The sequence below is a fragment of the Phycisphaeraceae bacterium genome (assembly GCA_019636655.1).
GTDB lineage: Bacteria > Planctomycetota > Phycisphaerae > Phycisphaerales > UBA1924 > JAHBXB01.
The window spans coordinates 18,908-36,029 of record JAHBXB010000007.1 but is presented as its reverse complement, the minus strand read 5'-3'; the positions used below and the strand labels follow the sequence as shown (position 1 = coordinate 36,029).

General features: G+C 69.5%; 12 protein-coding genes. 9 read left to right on the top strand and 3 right to left on the bottom strand.

Features of this window, described 5'->3' with window-relative positions; translation table 11 throughout:
- The first annotated feature begins 91 nt into the window (after positions 1-91).
- Positions 92-2,797, top strand: coding sequence for a serine/threonine protein kinase (locus KF745_14740; GenBank protein MBX3359674.1), 2,706 nt, complete (start codon positions 92-94; stop codon positions 2,795-2,797).
- 7 nt (positions 2,798-2,804) lie between these two features.
- On the opposite strand, the gene gatB is transcribed toward KF745_14740, so the two are convergent.
- Positions 2,805-4,355 carry an Asp-tRNA(Asn)/Glu-tRNA(Gln) amidotransferase subunit GatB gene (gene gatB / locus KF745_14735; GenBank protein ID MBX3359673.1) on the bottom strand — a complete coding sequence of 517 codons (1,551 nt, stop codon included), beginning with the start codon at positions 4,353-4,355 and terminating at the stop codon, positions 2,805-2,807.
- A 6-nt stretch (positions 4,356-4,361) separates the two neighbouring features.
- Between gatB and KF745_14730 the strand changes: the two genes are divergently transcribed.
- Positions 4,362-6,002: a hypothetical protein gene (locus KF745_14730; GenBank protein ID MBX3359672.1), complete on the top strand. Its 1,641-nt coding sequence runs from the start codon at positions 4,362-4,364 to the stop codon at positions 6,000-6,002.
- A gap of 4 nt (positions 6,003-6,006) precedes the next feature.
- Here the strand turns inward: KF745_14730 and metG are convergent, their stop codons facing one another.
- On the bottom strand, positions 6,007-7,704 hold the full coding sequence (gene metG, locus KF745_14725) for a methionine--tRNA ligase (GenBank protein ID MBX3359671.1): 1,698 nt from the start codon (positions 7,702-7,704) through the stop codon (positions 6,007-6,009).
- 233 nt (positions 7,705-7,937) lie between these two features.
- Between metG and KF745_14720 the strand changes: the two genes are divergently transcribed.
- From KF745_14720 to KF745_14700, 5 genes are all read left to right on the top strand, one after another.
- Entirely contained in the window at positions 7,938-8,570 is a 633-nt protein-coding gene (locus KF745_14720; GenBank protein ID MBX3359670.1) for a sigma-70 family RNA polymerase sigma factor, read from the top strand.
- Positions 8,567-9,592, top strand: a complete 1,026-nt coding sequence (locus KF745_14715; protein MBX3359669.1) for a zf-HC2 domain-containing protein — start codon at positions 8,567-8,569, stop codon at positions 9,590-9,592. Before KF745_14720 ends, KF745_14715 begins: the two co-directional genes overlap by 4 nt.
- 92 nt (positions 9,593-9,684) lie before the next feature.
- Positions 9,685-10,041, top strand: a complete 357-nt coding sequence (locus KF745_14710; GenBank protein ID MBX3359668.1) for a hypothetical protein — start codon at positions 9,685-9,687, stop codon at positions 10,039-10,041.
- A gap of 177 nt (positions 10,042-10,218) precedes the next feature.
- Positions 10,219-11,958 (top strand): hypothetical protein, encoded by a 1,740-nt coding sequence (locus KF745_14705; protein MBX3359667.1) that lies wholly within the window; start codon positions 10,219-10,221, stop codon positions 11,956-11,958.
- A 36-nt stretch (positions 11,959-11,994) separates the two neighbouring features.
- On the top strand, positions 11,995-13,881 hold the full coding sequence (locus tag KF745_14700) for an ABC-F family ATP-binding cassette domain-containing protein (GenBank protein MBX3359666.1): 1,887 nt from the start codon (positions 11,995-11,997) through the stop codon (positions 13,879-13,881).
- Between the two features lie 14 nt (positions 13,882-13,895).
- Here the strand turns inward: KF745_14700 and KF745_14695 are convergent, their stop codons facing one another.
- On the bottom strand, positions 13,896-14,765 hold the full coding sequence (locus KF745_14695; GenBank protein MBX3359665.1) for a fatty acid desaturase: 870 nt from the start codon (positions 14,763-14,765) through the stop codon (positions 13,896-13,898).
- A 252-nt stretch (positions 14,766-15,017) separates the two neighbouring features.
- On the opposite strand from KF745_14695, the gene KF745_14690 reads away from it, so the two are divergent.
- Entirely contained in the window at positions 15,018-15,992 is a 975-nt protein-coding gene (locus tag KF745_14690) for a hypothetical protein (GenBank protein MBX3359664.1), read from the top strand.
- Positions 15,993-16,056: 64 nt separating this feature from the next.
- Entirely contained in the window at positions 16,057-17,031 is a 975-nt protein-coding gene (locus KF745_14685; GenBank protein ID MBX3359663.1) for an ROK family protein, read from the top strand.
- Positions 17,032-17,122 lie beyond the last annotated feature (91 nt).

Genomic DNA, 17,122 nt, shown 5'->3' with positions numbered 1-17,122 from the left:
CACCGGCGACGTGACCCTCCTCCCGGGTCGTCCACCGCCAGACGTACAGTTGTCGCCCCCCCCGGCACGACCGGCGCCCCGCGGGCCACCCATGACCGACCCAGCCCACAACAACCCCACCGTCCCGCCCTCCGTTCCCGACCCGAAGCGCCCCTGGCCCGCCGCGCCCACGCTCGAGCAGCCCGGGGATGACATCGGCCCCTACCGCCTCCTGAGCGTCCTGGGCGAGGGCGGGTTCGGCGTCGTCTACCTCGCCGAGCGCCGCGAACCGATGGTCCAGCGCGTCGCAGTCAAGATCATCAAGCCCGGCATGGACAGCCGCGCCGTCATCGCCCGCTTCGAGCAGGAGCGGCAGGCCCTCGCGGTGATGGACCACCCCAACGTCGCCCGCGTCATCGACGCCGGCTCGACGCCCCACGGCCGGCCCTACTTCGTCATGGAGTTCGTCCAGGGCGAGCCCATCACCCACTACTGCGACCGCCACCGCCTCAACACCCGCCAGCGCCTCGAACTGTTCATCCCCGTCTGCGAAGCCGTGCAGCATGCCCACATGAAGGGCCTGATCCACCGCGACCTCAAGCCCTCCAACGTCCTGGTCGCCACCACCGACTCCCGGCCCATCCCCAAGGTCATCGACTTCGGCGTCGCCAAGGCCATCAGCCAGACCCTGACGCAGAAGACCCTCTTCACCGAGCAGGGCCAGCTCATCGGCACCCCGGAGTACATGAGCCCCGAGCAGGCCGAGATGGGTGGCATCGACGTCGACACCCGCACCGACGTCTACAGCCTCGGCGTACTCCTCTACGAACTGCTCACCGGGGCCCTCCCCTTCGACGCCGCCTCGCTCCGCTCCGCGGGCCTCGCCGAGATCCAGCGCATCATCCGCGAGGTCGACCCCCCGCGGCCCAGCACCCGCCTCAGCGGCCTGGGCGATTCCGCGGCGGAGATCGCCCGCAAACGCCACGCCGAACTCGGCGCCCTGCAGCGCGAACTCACCCGCGAACTGGAGTGGATCCCCCTCAAGGCGATGCGCAAGGAGCGCACGAAGCGCTACCGCACCCCCACCGACCTCGCCGACGATGTCCGCAACTACCTCGCCGGCCTCCCCCTCACCGCCGGCCCCGAGAAGACCACCTACATCCTCCGCAAGTTCATCCGCCGCCGGCGCGGCCTGGTCGCCGCGGTCGCCGCCGTCGCCGTCGCCCTGCTCGCGGGGATCATCGGCACCAGCACCGGCCTGGTCATCGCCCGGCGAGCGGCGGATTCCGAACGCGCCGCCCGCCGCCTCGAGGCCGCCGAGCGCGACCGCGCCGAGAAGGCCCTCGCCGCCGCTCAGCAGGCCGCCGAGGCCGAGCGCGAGGCCCGCCAGCGCGAGGCCTCCCAGCGCTCCCGCGCCGAGGCCACCTCCACCTTCCTCCACGACATGCTCTCCTCCATCGACCCGGAGAAGGCCAGCGGCCGCGACATCACCGTCCGCGAGATCATCGACGACGCCGCCAGCAAGGTCGGCCCCGCGTTCAAGGACGACCCCGTCGCCGAGGCCTCCATGCGCGAGACCCTGGGCGAAACCTACCACCAGCTCGCCCGCTACCCCGAGGCCCGCGAGCAGCTCCGCCTCGCCTACGACCTCCGCGTCGTCTCCCTCGGCCCCGACGACCGCGAGACCCTGACCTCCAAGTACAACATCGCCGCCGTCGCGATCGCGCTCCGCGACGTCGACGAGGCCCGCAGGCTCCTCACCGAGACCCTCGAAGCCCGCCGCCGGACCCTCGGCGAGGACGCCGAGGACACGCTGGTCACCCGCAGCCTTCTCGGCTTCGCCGCGCAGCTCGCCGGCGACGAGGAGGGGGCGCTCGCGATCTACCGCGAGACCGCCGCGGCTCAGAAGCAGGCCCTGGGACCCGGCGCCAAGCCGACGCTCGAGACCCTCTGCAGCATCGCGGACGTGCTCCAGGACCTTGGTCGCCTGAACGAGGCCGAGTCCGTCGCCCGCGAGGCCGCGGAGGCCGCCACCCTCGCGCAGGGACCCGACGGCTCCACCACCCTGACCGCCCGCAGCATCCTGGCCGCGATCCTCAAGGACCTCTCCCGCTACGAGGAGTCCGAAACCCTCAGCCGCGCCATCCTTGACTCCCGCCGACGCATCTACGGCCCCGACCACACCGAGACCCTCATTACCGAGAACGTCCTCGCCCTCACGCTCGAACTGGTCAAGAAGTACGACGAGGCCTCGCAGTTCGCCCGCCACGCCTCCGACGCCGCCGCCACGACGCTCGGCCCCGCCCACTCCGTCACCCTCTCCTACCTCGCCAACCTCGCCCGCATCGAGCAGCTCCGCGGCAACCTCGACGAGGCCGAGCGCATTATGCGCCAGGTGCTCGAGGTGCGCCTCCGCGACTCGGGCGAGGACGCCCAGGCCACGCTCGTCGTCATGAACAACCTCGGCCTGCTCCTGCTCGACCGCAAGAAGCCCGACGAGGCCGAGCCCATCTTCCGCCGGATGCTCGCCGGCATCGAACGCGTCCTGCCCGAGGACCACTGGATGCGCGGCCAGGCCCGCATCAACGTCGCCGAGTGCCTCTCCGACCAGGGCAAGTTCGAGGAGTCGCAGACCCTCATGCTCGCCGGCTATGCGCAGATGGAGCAGGTCCTCCCCGCCGGCCACTCGCGCCTGGAGAACTCCGCCAAGTCCATCGCCAACATGTACAAGGCATGGGGCAAGCCCGAGCAGGAAGCCACATGGCGCGCCAAGGCCGCCCCGAAGCCCGCCGACAGCGAGCCGGCCCCGAAGCCCTGACCTCGCCTCACCCCGACAACTTCGCCAGCAGCGCCTCCCGCACCGTCTTCGCGTCCGCCGCGCTCCCCGCCTGCTTCATCACCGCCCCCACCAGCCGCCCGATCGCCTGCACCTTCCCCGCCCGGACATCCGCGGCGGCCTGCGGCTGCTCCGCGATCGCCCGCTCGATCCACCGCGCCATCGCCGCGTCATCTCGCACGATCAGCATCCCACGCTCCGCCGCCACCTCCTCGGCGCTCCGCCCCGCCCCCTCCGGCGTGCACAGCAGCCCGAAGAGTTCGTCCGCCGCGTTCGCGCTCACGCTCCCCGCCTCTCGCAGCGCCACCACCCCGGCCACCTGCTCCGCGCTCGCGCCCAGGTCCGACACCAGCACCCCGCGCTCGTTGGCTCGCTTCAGCCCCGATTGCAGCACGAAGTTCGCCGCCGCCCGACCGGCCCGCGCCCGCTCCACCCCGCGACGCTCCGCCCCCGCCACCACCGCCTCGTAGAACTCGCACACCGTCCGCTCGTCCGTGATCGACGCCGCCTCCCCCGCCGACAGCCCGAACTCCCGCTGGTACCGCGCCCCCTTGTCCCGCGGCAACTCCCCCAGCCGCGCCCGCACCCGCTCCACCCACGCCGCATCCACCACCAGCGGCAGCAGGTCCGGGTCCGGGAAGTACCGGTAGTCGTGCGCATCCTCCTTCTCGCGCTGCACGAACGTCACCAATCGCGTGTCGTCCCACCCCCGCGTCGTCTTCGCCCCCGGGCCCATCACCTTTCCATCCTCCAGGAACCGCCGCGGCTGCTCCCGCTGCTCGTACTCGATCGCCCCCTTGAGCGACTTGAACGAGTTGAGGTTCTTGATCTCCACCACCGGCGTCGCTGCCTCCCACCCGTCGTCGAGCGTCAGGACGCAGTTGATGTTCGGCTCGAATCGCATGTGCCCGCGCTGCATCACCCCCTCGGTCACCCCCAGGAACCGGCACAGCCCCCGCAGCTGCTGCGCGAACGACACCACCTGCTCCGCCGTCGTGAAGTCCGGCGCGGTCACGATCTCCAGCAGCGGCGTCCCCGCGCGGTTCAGGTCCACGATCGAGAAGTCGATCGCCCCGCCCCCGGGCGCCTCGTGCAGCAACTTCCCCGCATCCTCCTCCAGGTGCGCCCGGATGATCCCCACCCCCCCCGCTCCCCCAGGCCCACTTCCTCCCGCCGACCCATCGCCATCGCCCCACTCCACGCGCCCATCCTCGCACAGCGGCCGGTCGTACTGCGAGATCTGGTAGTTCTTCGGCATGTCCGGGTAGAAGTACGACTTGCGGTCCCACCTCGTCGGCGAGTTCACGCGGCAACCCAGGGCCAGCCCCACCATCATCGCCATCTCGATCGCCGCGATGTTCAGCACCGGCAGCGACCCCGGCAGCGCCAGCGTCAGCGGATCCACCAGCGAGTTCGGCCCCGCCTCGTAGTTCGAGGCGTGCGCCACGCTGGCCACCCGCGAGAACATCTTCGTCCGCGTCGCCAGTTCGACGTGCACCTCAAGGCCGACCTTCAGCCTGCTCGACACGATCCCTGCCATGCCCGGATGGTACCAGTTCCCCGCCGGCTGCCGCCGATCCCGCCGCCACCTGTACACTTCCTGATCGAACTCGATCTTCTTACAACCTGGCCCCTCTGGGCGTGCATCGCCGCCATAGGCGCGATCGGATGCACCACGGCCCTGATCGCCCGCAATCGCTACGCAAAGACTGATCGCTCCCGTGCATGGTTCCGCAGCACCGCGTTCAACGCACTCATGGTCGCATCGGTTGGCGCGGTGAACGGCGTCCTGCTGTTCGCTAACGAGCGGCACCGCCCCACCAACCACGCCACACTGGTCGAAATCGGCCTCTGGTCGATCGCCGGCGTCCTCCTCGCGTTGGCGATCCGCCTCGGCTGGTGGGCCCTCTTCGCCGATCGCTCCCGCGGCCGCCACCGCTGCCCCAACTGCTGGTACGACATGACCGGCACCCCCGGCCTGACCTGCCCCGAGTGCGGCAAAGCAGCCAAGGCCGAGGCAGCCCTGTTCCGCACGCGTCGGCGCAAGTGGTGGACGCTCGCCGCCGCGGTTCTCCTGATCGCCGCGTTCTCATCGGCGTTCTACCCGCAGGCCCGCGGCCGCAAGTGGACCGAGTTCGCGCCCACGACCATCCTCATCGCCGCGATGCCGTGGCTCAATTCGAAATCGGACGCCATGCGCGAACTGAGAATGCGGGTGGGCAAGGAACAGGACCACCTCTGGGGGTGGCAGCGGCGCCTCCTCATCAACCGGTGTCGAGCGGGGCTCACGGCCGAAACCCTGGACATTCCGTATTGCGAGCTCTGCCTCGACCTCGCATGCGAACTGAGGAGAGAAGCGCCCGACATTCTCCCCGCCGCGAAGCAACTGCTCACGGCCTCAAGCCCCGCGTTACGGGCTAGCGCCGCATCCGTGGTCGCCGTGTTCTCAACATCACCCGCCGATGTCATCAGCACCCTGACGCCGTTGCTCCGCGACGCAGACCCAAGCGTCCAGTTGCACGCGTTGACCATGATGAGTATCACGTCTCCACCCCCCGACTTCCCACCGCCCGATGAACTCGTCTCGCTCGCACGAAGCGACACCAAGAATCGTGCTACGGCGATCAGGGCTCTCCGCGTGTTCGCCCCAACCCCCGAGAGCATCGGTGCCGTACTCCAAGCAATCGACACGGTTGACGACGGGTCCTACGTGGTATCGTCCGGGCTTTCGACCCTGGTTGTTCTCGACCGCACACACCCGAGTCTGATTCCCGCTCTGTGCCGCGAACTCCGCTCATCGAAGTTGCAAGCCAGCGCGGCCCTAGTCACTCTCACGCGAGTGGCGACAGATACGAAGATGCCGGGCATCGAAGACCGGTGTCGCATCATCTTCTGCAACGACGTCGCCACCGCCGCCGCCGAGGCGCTCTCTAGATTCGATGACGGCGCCTGGCAGTCCTGGCTCCTGTTTATCTTCGCGGCAGATTCCATCCCCGCCCCATGGAAGCGCCGCCTGCTGATGGAGTGCCTGAGCGACCCGACCTCGCGCCAGATATTCCTGGACCGCGCGGCCAAGGGCACCGTCCCCTCGCGCGGCTTCCTCCAGAGCACCGCCGAATCCCTCCCCCCCGACCACCCCGGCCGCGCCGAACTCCTCGAACTCCTGCAGAGCCGGCCCAACGAGTAGCCCCCTACCCCACCACCGGCGCCCCCTCCTTCACATCCGCCCGCATGAACAGCGGCGCCGCCCCGCTCCCCCCGCCCTGCTCTAGCCGCTCGCCGGGCTTGAGCGAGTGCTCCCCCTGCCACACCGCCAGGTCCTCCAGCGTCGCCCCCGCCGCGGGCGTGCACCCCCACCGCGTCCACAACTCCGCCATCTTCCCCGGCATCGCCGGCGCCAGGAGGATGCTCGCGATGCGCAGCGCCTCCGCGCAGTGGTACAGGATCGCCGCCAGGCGCTGCAGGTGGTCCGGGTTCTCCCGGTTCTCCTTCTCCACCTCCTTCGCCAGTTTCCACGGCGTCGTCTCGCTCAGGTACGCATCCACGCACCGCACCAGGTTCACCCCCTCCGCCACCGCCCCCGCCAGGTCGAACCGGTTCAGCAGCATCGGCACCCCGTCGTTCGACACCGCCGACTCTCCCAGCACCGCGTTCCGCGCGATCGTCGGCCAGTCGTGGTCCGCCAGCACCCGGAACTCGCCGGGGTCCGGCACAATCCCCCCGAACGACTTCGTGATCAGCGCGCTCACGCGGCTGGTGCAGTTCCCGATCCCGTTCGCCAGGTCCGCGTTGTACACCTCCACGAACTTCGCGTGCGAGAAGTCCGCATCCGTGATCCCCAGCGGCCCCTGCGTCAGCATGTACCACCGCACCGCGTCCACCGAGTACCGCTCCGCGTACGCCCGCAGCGTCGGCAGGTCGACGAAGTTCCCCAGCGTCTTCGACATCTTCCGCCCCTCCCGCACCCAGTACGAGTGGGCGTACACCATCCCCGGCAACTCACGCCCCAGCGCCATCAGCATGCACGGCCAGATCACCGCGTGGAACCACAGGATGTCCTTCGCCATCACGTGCACCGCCGGCGGCCACAGCCCCTCCCGCCCCGGCGTGTCCACCGCCGACAGGTAGTTGAACAGCGCATCGATCCACACATAGATCCGGTGCGATGGGTCGTCCGGCATCAGGATCCCCCACCGGCTCGCCTCGTCCCCCGTCACCGCCCGCGACACCGGCACATCCTGCAGCCCGGCGCGCAGGCGCCCCAGCACCTCGTTCCGGCGCGCCTCGGGCTGGATGAACGCCGGGTGCTTCGCGATGTGCTCCTCCAGCCTCGCCGCGTACGCCGACAGCCGGAAGAAGTAGTTCTTCTCCGTCCGCTTCACCAGCGGCTTGCCCGTCACCGGCGAGTTGTACCCCGCCTCCTTCGCCACCGACTCCGTGACATACTCCTCCTGCGAGGCGTCCCACCACCCCGTGTAGTCCCCCAGGTAGATGTCCCCGTGCTTCTGCAGCCGCCGCACGTACTCCAGCACCTTGTCGATGTGCCGCCGCTCCGTCGTCCGGATGAAGTCCTCGTACCCGAACCCCATGAACTCGAACGCCGCCCGGAACGCCGCCGCGTTCCGGTCCGCCCATTCGATCGGCGTCACCCCGTGCTCGTGGGCCGAACTGACGACCTTCTCCGCGTGCTCGTCCGTACCGGTAAGGAGGAACACCCCCCCCTCCCCCCTGTCCCCGTTTTCACTACCCCCTTTGCCGCCCACCCCAGACCCCCTCAACAGCCTCTGAAACCGGGCCGCCACGTCCGCCAGCAGCGTCGTATAGCAATGCCCGATATGCGGGCGGTCATTCACGTAGTAAATGGGCGTGGTGATGTAGTACGGGTGCATGTGCCGGGAGTGTACGGGTGTACCCGTCCGACCGGCTCCACCCGCGAATCAGACCCATGTGTCTGGAACCCGTCCGCCCCACAGCCCCCTACTCGGACCCCCTCCAACAGGTTGCCCAGATATGCAACCCGTTTCATGGCACGGCTCACAAACTCGAGTAGGGATATACCCTTAGACGCCGGAATAGTGCCAACCGCCCTCGCGTTGGACCCTTCGGCGAGAGGAATCTCCGCGTGCAGCGTGCGGAATTTGAACGACTCGCCATGGACCAGTTGGATGCGGTGTACCGCATGGCATTGACCCTTACGCGCAATCCGGAGCAGGCCGAGGACCTCGTCCAGGAAGCCTATCTGCGCGCCCTCCGCGGCGGGGCCTCCGACCGTTTCGAAGACCGCCGCGGCGCCGGCCACGAGGCCGAGGGCGTCCGCGCCTGGCTCTTCACCATCGTCCACCACACCTTCTACTCCAACCTCCGCCGCGCCCGCATCGCCCCCACCAGCGTCGGCGAGTTCTACGACCACGTCAGCGGCGAGACCGGCCCGGACCAGCCCCCGCCCGCCTGGGATCTGCGCTCCCTCAACTGGGAGCAGGTCGACGACCGCATCAAGGCCGCGATCGATGCGCTCAAGCCCGAGTACCGCGAGGCCCTCCTGCTCTGGGGTGTCGAGGGCCTCAAGTACCGCGAGATCGCGGACATCATGGAGGTCCCCATCGGCACCGTCATGAGCCGCCTCCACCGCGCCCGCAAACTCGTCGCGGACGCCCTTTCCGATGCCCCCGGCCTCGCCCCCACCACCGAGGGCAAGCCGGGCACGCCTCGATCCAACACCACCCTTCACGACCCCGAGGAGTCGAGGCAGTCATGAGTTCTCCCGATGAGTACGCGTCGTGCAACGGCTCTGTCGAGCCGGATCGCGATCTCTCCATCCCCGCCCTCCTCCGCGCCGCGGCGGACTCCGAACTCTCCCCCGCCGAGCGTGCCCGCCTCGAGGCCCACCTCGCCGCCGAGCCCGCCGACCGCCAGCGCATCGAGTTCGATCGCCACCTCCGCCACGCCGTCGCCCGCGTCATGACCGCCCCCACCGCGGCCGCCCCACTCGCGTTCCGCAACCGCCTCTCCGAGGCCCTCGCCGCCACGCCGCAGATCGAGGCGCAGACCCAACCGCTGTCCGATTCGCCCGCGATCGCCGGCCACATCTCCCGCGCCGACCCCGTCGACTCAATCGAAGATCGGCGTCGCCGCCTCTCCGCCAACTGGTGGTGGGCCGCGGCCGCCGTGCTCGCCGTCGCCGGCGTCTCCGCCACGATCCTCCTCACCCGCGCCCCGGCCCCCGAGCCCGAGAAGCCCCGCATCGCGATCGATGTCCCGGTCCCGACGCCCGCCGTGCCCCCCGCCGAGGCCGCGTACGACGGCGTCGTCCCGCTCAAGTACCTCGCCAACGCCCACCGCAAGTTCGACGTCACCGATCCCAAGGCCATCAGCAGCCTCCAGCGGACCGACCCGGTCGAGGTCTCCGACGATTTCCGCAAGTACCTCGGCCGCCACATCAACATCGACGACATCGAGCGGCTCGGCTTCGTCTTCCGCGGCTCCATGCCCGTCGAGGACGGCCGCGTGTACCACTACGTCTTCGGCCGCAAGGTCGAGGGCGCCGAAGACGGCGCCGAGGAACGCCTCAGCCTCTTCATCGAGAAGGAAACCGGCGCCCAGCGCTTCACCGAGGGCATCGCCTGGTCCACCCGCGCCGGCCCCGCCGACACCGACTCCCCCCACGTGCTCGCCTGGTGCACCGAAGGGATGGTCTACTTCCTGGTCACCGAGACCCCCGAAACCCAGGACCTCGCCCGCCAGGAACTCCACGGCCCCGACACTGTCGCGCCACTCTGATCGGATGGGCCGGTGAGAGTGCGGGTTCCGCCTGCCAACGAACTTCTACCTTGAACACCTACCGGAGAACCCCGATTCTCGGCTGCTGGGTTGTGGCGATCCTCACCGTCCTGCTCCTCTTCAGTCTCCTCACCCCGATTGCCATAGGCCCCACTAGAGCCCCGGGCTTTCGCCTGGGCGTCTCCGGCGGAGCACTCTGTTTCGCTTGGTGGGACTCGTTCGAACCGCTGATTCCTCAGTTGAGAAGTGAGCCCTGGGTCTTCCGCGGTCCGGGCAAGAAGTCACCGAGCGTCGTGGCCTGGCTGCCGGAGAGTCACTTCAGCGTCGGGCAGGTCATGGTCAAGGTCCCGCTCTACATGATCATCCTGATCGTTACGGCGGCGACCCTCTACGACATGGCTCTCAAGGGCCTGCGGCCAGGCCAGCATCGCGCCGGCGACGCCCAGTAACGCTCGCGCCTCCCAACCACAACCCATATTTTGCCGCCATTTGTGACACATGTGTGACGGGCTTCTCCCGCCGCCCGAGATACACTTTCATTGTACGTCCGCCGGGGTGGCCCCTGCGCCAGCCCCGACCAGGTCCGAGGCCCTCAACCCCCCCTTGGGAGGTGGATGATGAGGAACATGAACCGTACTCCGCTCCTCTCCGTTTCCGCGATCCTCCTCGCCGCCGGCCTCGCCGCGACACCCGCCAGCGCCCAGAACGCCCTCGGCAACGGCCAGCGCCTTGACAACAACCTCCAGCGCGGCTCCGGCGGTGTCAATACCAGGGTCCGCGATTTCCAGGCCGAACTCCGCTACCAAAACGCCGTCGTCAACCGCACCGTCGCCGGCGGCAAGGAGTTCCGCGGCGACTCCGTTCTCCCCGCCGACCAGGAGTTCGCCCAGTCCCTCCCCGTCAACAACATCTACCCCTACCTCCGCGATTCCTCCACCTCCGCCCTCTCTGCCCAGGGCATCCGCACCACCGACGCCATCTCCTACCAGCGCTCCCTCGCCACCGGTCAGGGCGTCAGCACCTCCCTCGCCGGCGGCTACTCCGTCGCCCGCGAAGGTGTCGTCCCCCAGGGCGAGTACGCGGCCGCCTCCGCCCGCTCCACCGCCCAGTACCTCGCCGCCCAGTCCATCGCCCCCACCATGCTCACCACTCGACAGGCCGATGACGGCTCGTCCACCGGCTACGCCGCCAGCCCCCTCCTTGGTGTCAAGGTCTACAGCCTCGCCTCCGACCTCAACCAGGGCGCCCGCGAGGCCGGCGCCCTCGCCACCCCCGACCAGCGCATCCGCGTCCAGCGCGACCCCATGGCCCGCGGCGGCCTCGAGGTCTCGCTCCGCGGCAACATGCTCCCCAACGCCCAGTCCTACACGCAGGACAACACCCAGATCGCCACCGAGACGGGCACGAACACCAACGACTACCTCAGCACCCAGATCAACACCATGGTGATCACCAACTACACCATGCCCACCAATCAGCCCGAGGTCGGCGACAAGGAGATCCCCGAAACCCCCGCCGCCGCACCCCCGGATGTCACCCAGCCCGGCGACTCGTCAGGCGACAAGTCCGCCGACGCCATCAACGCCTGGCGCCAGGAACTCACCGAACTCAAGAGCAAACTCCGCGACGCCCCGATCGCCGACACCTCAGCCCCCCGCCAGCGCGAGCGGCTCATCACCTCCGGCATGCGCGTCAATGAACGCACCGGCGAGATCATCGACCCCACCGCCGATGCTGCCGCCGCCAAGGCCCGCAAGGACGCCGAGGACCGCCTCATCGGCATCGGGGCCCACGCGATCAACGCCGACACCGTCGAGAAGATCAAGAGCGCCAAGCTCACCATCAAGACCTTCGATCCCTCGGGCATCCAGTCCAACCTCGCCTATTCCGAGTTCATGGTCGGCGGTCAGCGGGCCCTCGGCGAAGGCCGCTACTTCGACGCCGAGGACCAGTTCGCCCGCGCCCTGGGCACCATCCCCGGCGACACCCTCGCCCAGATCGGCCGCCTCCACTCCCAGATCGGCGCCGGCCTCTACCTCTCCGCCGCGGCCAACCTCCGCAACCTCCTTCTCAACAACCCCGAACTCGTCGGCGTCCGCTACGAGGCCAAGCTCCTCCCGGCCAAGGCCCGCTGGGACGAGATCGAGCGCCAGCTCCGCAACCAGCTCAACTCCTCCGACGAGGAATCCCGCAAGGCCGCCGCGGCCCTCCTCGCCTACATGGGCTACCAGTTCCGCGACACCGCCGCCGTCCGCGAGGGCCTCGCCACCATCGAGCGCACCATCAAGGACAAGGACTCCGCCCAGGCCGCGTACCTGAACCTCATCCGCGAAGTCTGGACCGCCCCACCCTCCAACGACGAATAGCCCCCGGCATCGGGGCGCCGCTACGCTCCCCGACGCGTGCTCCTCTCCGCCCAGAACATCTCGAAGACCCACGGCCTGCGCCGGCTGTTCCACGGCGTCTCGCTCAGTATCCTCGAGGGCGAGCGCGTCGGGTTCATCGGCCCCAACGGGGCCGGCAAGAGCACGCTGCTCAAGATCCTCGCCGGCGATGAGACGCCCGACGAGGGGACCGTCACCACCGCCAAGGGCCGGCGTGCGGTCTACGTCCCGCAGCTCGACCTGTTCCCCGCCGGACTCGCGGCCCGCGACGTGGTCGTGCAGGCGGCGCTCCGCGCCGGCGGCCCCCGCGTCCACGACCTGCACGAGGCCGAACTGCAGGCCGACCTCATCCTCTCTCGCATCGGCTTCGATGATGGCCACGCGGCGACCCCCGCCGCGGACCTCTCGGGCGGGTGGCGCAAGCGTCTCTCCATCGCCCGCGCCCTGGCCGACGGCGGCGGCGAGCCCGACCTGCTCCTGCTCGACGAGCCGACCAACCACCTCGACGTGGAGGGGATCCGCTGGCTCGAGGAGTTGCTCAAGCGGCCCCCCTCCTCCGACTCGACCTTCGCGTCGGTCATCGTCACGCACGACCGCGCGTTCCTCGAGAGCGTGGCCAGCCGCGTCGTGGAACTCAGCAGCGCCTACCCGCAGGGCCTGTTCAGCGCCGACGGCAACTACACCGAGTTCCTCCGCCGCAAGGAGGAGTTTCTTGCCGGACAGGCCCGCGCCGAGCAGGCGCTCGCCAACCAGGTCCGCAAGGATCTCGCATGGCTCGCCCGCGGCCCACAGGCCCGCCGCACCAAGTCCAAGAGCCGCATCTTCGCCAGCCTCGACCGCATCGACGAGCTGGCCGACCTCAAGACCCGCAACACCGCCGCGTCGGGATCGGGGGCCCGCGTCGACTTCACGGCCACCGGCCGCAAGACCCGCAGACTCCTGGTCGCCCGGTCCATCTCCAAGTCGCTCGGCGGCCGGTCGCTGTTCAGCGGCGTCGATCTGAGCCTCGGCGCCGGCGACTGCCTCGGCCTCCTGGGGCCCAACGGCAGCGGCAAGACGACGCTCATCCGCGTGCTGACCGGCGACCTGGCGCCCGACACCGGCAGCATCGACCTCGCCGAGCCGCGGCCGCGCATCGTCGTCTTCAGCCAGCACCGGCAGGACTTCCCGAAGGACATACCGCTGGCCGAGGCCCTCTGCCCCGTCAGCGACCAGGTCCGGTTCCGCGGCCAGGCGATGCACATCACCTCGTGGTCCCGCCGGTTCCTGTTCCGCGACGAGCAACTGGCGCAGGCCGTGGGCGCGCTGAGCGGCGGGGAGCTCGCCCGCGTGCACATCGCCCGCATCATGCTCGAGCCCGCCGATGTCCTGGTGCTCGACGAGCCGACCAACGACCTGGACATCCCGACGCTGGAGGTGCTCGAGGAGGCGCTCGAAGATTTCCCCGGTGCGCTGCTGCTGGTGACCCACGATCGGGCGATGCTCAACCGGCTCTGCACGGACCTGTTCGCGCTGGACGGTCGCGGCGGGGCGCGAGCGTTTGCGAGCGTTGACCAGGCGCTCGCGGCGTCGGCCCCGGCCGAGGCCAAGCCCGTGCGCCCCCGGCCCGCGCCGGCCGAGGCCAAGCCCGTGCGCCCCCGGCCCGCGCCGGCCCAGGCCGCGCCGGCGCCGACGGCCGCCCGCAAGAAGCTCGGCTACAACGAGCAGCGGGAGTACGACTCGATCGAGGAGCGCATTGTGGAGGCCGAGCAGCAGGCCGCCGCGGCGGAGGCCCGGCTTGCCGATCCGACGGTCACGGCCGACCACGCCAAAATGGCCCGCGCGTGCGCCGAACTGGACGCCGCGCAGGCCGCCGTCGCCGCGCTCTACGCCCGGTGGGAAGAGCTCGAATCGAAGGTCAAGTGATGCCGGAGGTGATGTCAGTGGTTCCGGTCGTGGCGCTTGATGTGTGTGGCCAGGCCGATCGCGCCCAGGGCACGAATGGTCAGGTAGGTCACATCGAGTTCCCACCAGCGGTGGCCGTGGGCGGCTGACTGCTGGTCGGCGTGGTGGTTGTTGTGCCACCCCTCGCCATTGGAGATGAGGGCGACGAACCAGTTGTTGCGGCTGTTCTCGCCGGTCTCGTGGGACTTGTAGCCCCAGAGGTGGCTGAGGGAGTTGACGCTCCAGGTGATGTGCCAGACCAGCACGGTCCTGACGACCACGCCCCAGAGAACAAGGCTGAGCGCGAACTGAGCGGCCCGGGCCCAGTCGCGCTCCAGGAGCAGCCCGGCACCGAGGCCGACCAGGCCGAAGACCGCCGCGTGGGCCACGTAGACCCAGAACCAGCGGAGGCGCCGCTCCAACCCCAGGTAGAAGGGCTGCCGGAGCAGGTCGCCGGCGTAGCGATGGTACATCTGGAACGAGTCGCTCTCGCGGTTCTCGATCACCAGCCAGCCGACGTGTCCCCAGAGGAAGGTGACCAGCGGGCTGTGGGGATCGGGCTGTTCGTCGGAGTGCTGGTGGTGCTTGCGGTGGATGGCCACCCAACGGCCGGGCGCCTCCTGGAGGCAGCAGACGCCGAGGATCGCGACGGTGTGCTCGAGCCACTTGGAACAGCGAAAACTGCGGTGGGTCAGCAGGCGGTGGTAGCCGAGGTTGATGCCGAGGGTTCCGAAGACATAGAGCCCCGCGACGCACGCGGCGACGCCGGTCCAGGAGAAGAACCACGGGACGAAGGCGAGAAGGGCGAGCAGGTGCAGGGCCACGATGCTCAGGGCGTAGGTCCACCGGATGCGGATTCCGGCCACTGCCGCCGGGAGACCCAGGCGCCCAAGATCGGCCGCCGCGGCGTCCGCTTCGGGGGCCGGGCCGAACGAAGCCGCAATGGAGGCATGACCGGTGGGGTTCCGCTCCAGATCGATCGTCGGGGCGCGTGTCGTGGCAGAAACTCCTTATCCGGAAGCGAGCGGACCGCCGACAACAGCCTAGGCCCGGCACGGCGCGTGCTGGCCGCGATTGTACGAGTTTCATCGCCCGGATAGCCCCCTTACCATTCACAAGTGACCCCCCCATCTCCCCATCGCAGTGATCCAGCCGCGTCGGCCTCGGTGATCCGTCGAGCGCACGCGAAGATCAACCTCGCGCTGTCGGTCGGTCCGGCACAGCCGCCCAAGGGCTTCCATCCGATTGTGTCGTGGATGGCCGCGCTGGACCTGCACGACACGCTCACGCTGGAGCGCCTGGCAGAGGGGGCGAAGAGCACGTACACAATCGCGTGGGACGCGGAGGCGCCGCGACAGACCCCGATCGACTGGCCGATCGACAAGGACCTCGCGGTGCGGGCGCACCGGCTGCTGGAGGCGCACACCAAGCGGGACTTGCCGCTGAGCCTGTCGATGGTGAAGCGGATCCCGGTGGGGGGCGGGCTCGGGGGCGGCTCGGCGGACGCGGCGGCGATGTTCCTGGCGGTCAACACGTTGTTTGGCCTTGGGCTGGACGGCCCGGCGCTGACGGAACTGAGCCGGTCGCTGGGGTCGGACATCGCGTATTTCATTGATCCGCGCGAATCGGCGTGGGATGCGCGCGGGGACGCGCCTCGTCCCGCGCTGGTGACGGGGCTTGGGGAGACGATCGAGCGGCTGGGCGAACTGGCGGGGGACGTGCTGCTGCTGTTCCCGCCGTTTCCATCGCCCACGGCACCGGTGTACGGCGCGTTCGACAAGATGGTGGCGGCGCCGGCGCTGCGCGAGGCGGAGATCCGCGAGTTCGTTTCGACGGCGCAGCGGAGCGGGCGGATCCCGGACGAACGGCTGTTCAACGACCTCGCGGAGCCCGCGGCGAGCGTGCTGGCGGAACTGGGGCGGTACCGGCTGGAGGCGGACCGGGACCTGCGGATCCGGATGCACGTGACCGGGACGGGGAGCACGCTGTTCATCCTGCTGGGCGATCGGACGCAGCGGGATCGGGCGAGGATGATGGCGCAGCTGGGCGAGCGGTTCCCGGATCTGGTGATGTTCCCGGCGCGGTTCGTGTAGGGGCTCGCGGGGTGCGTATGCGGCGGTGCGCGGGTATGCTGCGCGCTCATCCAAGGAAGTGAGCATGCCCAAGGAACGGCCCATCGTCGGCGTTGATCTCGGCGGCACGAACATGCAGATCGGCGTCGTCGACGCGTCGGACTCGATCATCGGCGCGAGCCGAAAGAGGACGCAGGCGGACCAGGGGATGCACAAGGTCCTGGACCGGCTCATCAACGGGATCGAGGAGGCGTGCGAGCAGGCGGGTGTCGAGATCGGCGACCTGGCGGGCGTGGGGATCGGGGCGCCGAGCCCGGTGGACCCCGAGTCGGGCGTGGTGCTCAACGCGGTGAACCTGGGGTGGAAGGACGTGCCGCTCGCGGACATCCTGAAGGACCGGCTCAAGACGACGATCGTGGTGGACAACGACGTGAACGTGGCGGTGTATGGGGAGTGGAAACTGGGCGCGGGGAAGGGGGCCTCGGACATGCTGGGGGTGTGGATCGGGACAGGCGTGGGCGGCGGGCTGGTGCTGAACAACCGGCTGTATTCGGGCGGGTTTCTGACGGCGGGTGAGATCGGGCATACGACGCTGTTTCCCGGGGCGCCGTTCGGGGCAAGAAATCTCGAGAACTTCTGCTCGCGGACGAACATCGCGAAGCGGCTGGAGATGCTGATCCGGTCGAATAACGCCTCGGCGCTGTCGGAGTTGACGGACGGGAAACTGGACAAGATCAAATCGAAGTTGATCGCGCGGGCGTACGCCGAGGGCGACGACCTGACGCGGCTGGTGGTGGAGGACGCGGCGGACCTGATCGGGCTGGCGGCGGCGAACGCGGTGACGCTGCTGTCGCTGCCGCGGGTGATCCTGGGCGGCGGGTTTACGGAGGCGCTCGGGGAGCCGTTCGTGAAGAAGGTTCGGCATGCGACGCGGCAGTACGCGTTCCCGGATCGGTGCAAGCAGGTGGATGTGGTGGCGAGCACGCTGGAGGACAACGCGGGGCTGCTGGGCGCCGCGCTGCTGGCGCGGGAGCGGATGGAAGGGGATGGGAAGGATTGAACGCGACGGGATGTGGGGCCGGGTTGAAAGGGAGAGGCGAAGAGGGGGCGAGGGTTGACGCAGGGCTCGGGCTGGGAACCGGGATGTCACT

Bases quoted from the DNA above. Each gene is read 5' to 3' on its own strand.
- KF745_14740 (MBX3359674.1), top strand. From the start codon at position 92: ATGACCGACCCAGCCCACAACAACCCCACCGTCCCGCCCTCCGTTCCC.
- gatB (MBX3359673.1), bottom strand. From the start codon at position 4,355: ATGGCAGGGATCGTGTCGAGCAGGCTGAAGGTCGGCCTTGAGGTGCAC.
- KF745_14730 (MBX3359672.1), top strand. From the start codon at position 4,362: ATGGTACCAGTTCCCCGCCGGCTGCCGCCGATCCCGCCGCCACCTGTA.
- metG (MBX3359671.1), bottom strand. From the start codon at position 7,704: ATGCACCCGTACTACATCACCACGCCCATTTACTACGTGAATGACCGC.
- KF745_14715 (MBX3359669.1), top strand. From the start codon at position 8,567: ATGAGTTCTCCCGATGAGTACGCGTCGTGCAACGGCTCTGTCGAGCCG.
- KF745_14705 (MBX3359667.1), top strand. From the start codon at position 10,219: ATGAACCGTACTCCGCTCCTCTCCGTTTCCGCGATCCTCCTCGCCGCC.
- KF745_14685 (MBX3359663.1), top strand. From the start codon at position 16,057: ATGCCCAAGGAACGGCCCATCGTCGGCGTTGATCTCGGCGGCACGAAC.